We start from the raw sequence: 1,852 nt of genomic DNA on the forward strand, positions 1-1,852 counted from the left end.
GTTGGTCCGGTTCCGGCGCCTCCTGCTCGCCGACAACGAACCGATGAGCGTCGACGAGAACTTTATCCCCGCGCACCGGGTGCCGGGGCTCCTGGACGGTCAGCCGCCGACGTCCCTCTACAACGTGCTGAGCGAACGCTACGGGCTGGTGATGGAGTGGGGGGAGGACATGATCGAGGCCACGGCCGCGTCGCCCTCCACGGCCCGCCTGCTGAATGTGGAGGTTGGTTCGCCGCTGTTGAAGATCCAGCGGCACGCGTTCGTCGCCAGAGCCATGGTGGACTACTCCGTGTCCTACTACCGGGCCGATCGCTACAAGCTGTGGGTGCCGCTGCAACGGCCGGGCGTCCGGCCCACGCGGAACTACGCATCGGGGTACCGCCCCTGATCAGCAGCCCGCGGCACACAAAAAAGGCCCGGTCCGTATGGACCGGGCCTCTCCTGTGGCTAGCGACGTGAACTAGTGGCTGAGGGTCTTCTGATCCGCAGCCGCGTCGATGGATTCGTGCGCGCCGTGGTGGCTGTGTGCCGCCGCGAGTTCCGCCGGGCTGGCGGGAGCAACGCGGTCCTCGAAGAACCACTTGGAGAGCAGCGCACGGCGCTTTTCCTTGCGGTCCACGATTCCGTGGCTGTTCGGCACGGCCGGGAGCGGCGACGGGGATTCGAAGCCGACCAGCTTGTAACGCTTGTACTCATCCAGCGGGGCGTGGACCTCGATGAACTCGCCGTGCGGCAAGCGGACGATACGGCCGGTCTCGCGGCCGTGAAGGGCAATTTCGCGGTCCTTGCGCTGCAGGGCCAGGGCGACGCGCTTCGTGACGATGAAGGCGAGGATCGGGCCGATGAAGAACAGGGCGCGGAGCCAGTAGGTGACGTCGTTCAGGGCCACGTGGAAGTGCGTGGCGATGAGGTCGGAACCTGCGGCGGCCCACATCACGCAGTACCAGACGAAACCGGCCATACCGATGGCGGTCCGGGTCGGGGCGTTGCGCGGGCGGTCCAGGACGTGGTGTTCACGGTCGTCCTTGGTGATCCAGCGCTCAATCCACGGGTAGGTGAACATCACGGTGAACAGGATGCCGGCCGGCACCAGGGCCGGCAGGAGGACGTTGAACGTGAAGACGTGGCCGAACCAGACCTGCTCAACGTGCCAGTTCCCGAAGGTGCCCGGCATAAGGCGCAGGGCACCGTCGACGAATCCGATGTACCAGTCAGGCTGGGTGCCGGCCGAGACGGGGGAGGGGTCATACGGGCCGTAGTTCCAGATCGGGTTGATCGTGAAGAAGCCTGCCATCAGCGCGATAACGCCGAACACGATGAAGAAGAAGCCGCCGGCCTTTGCCGCGTAGACCGGGCCGAGGGGGTAGCCGACGACGTTGCCGTCGTTGCGGCCCGGGCCGGGGTACTGGGTGTGCTTGTGCACGACCACCATAAAGAGGTGCGCAACGATCATCAGGAGGATGAGCGCCGGAACCAGCAGGATGTGGAGCATGTACAGGCGGCCGATGATCGCGGTGCCCGGGAACTCGCCGCCGAAGAGGAAGAACGAGATGTAGGTGCCGATCACCGGGATGGACTTGATCACGCCGTCGATGATGCGCAGGCCGTTGCCGGAGAGCAGGTCATCGGGGAGTGAGTAGCCGGTGAAGCCTGCAGCCATGGCCAGGATCAGCAGGACGCTGCCCACAACCCAGTTCATTTCGCGCGGCTTGCGGAAGGCGCCGGTGAAGAAGACGCGCAGCATGTGCACGGACACCGAGGCCACGAAGAGCAGTGCGGACCAGTGGTGGACCTGGCGCATGAACAGGCCGCCGCGGACATCGAAGGAGATGTTCAGGGACGAGTTGTACGC

The 1,852-nt window shown here is 65.5% G+C and carries 2 protein-coding genes; one reads left to right on the forward strand and one right to left on the reverse strand.

Translation table 11 applies throughout. The annotated features are described in order from the left end of the window. A partial coding sequence (locus AC1DHD_RS16070; protein WP_476880663.1) for a GntR family transcriptional regulator occupies nt 1-388 on the forward strand: 388 nt, incomplete at its 5' end. Nucleotides 389-460: 72 nt separating this feature from the next. Here the strand turns inward: AC1DHD_RS16070 and qcrB are convergent. After that, nucleotides 461-1,852: cytochrome bc1 complex cytochrome b subunit (qcrB, locus tag AC1DHD_RS16075; RefSeq protein ID WP_476880664.1), on the reverse strand; the 1,392-nt coding region annotated here is incomplete at its 5' end.

This window comes from Arthrobacter sp. 05L45_2, from assembly GCF_056397525.1.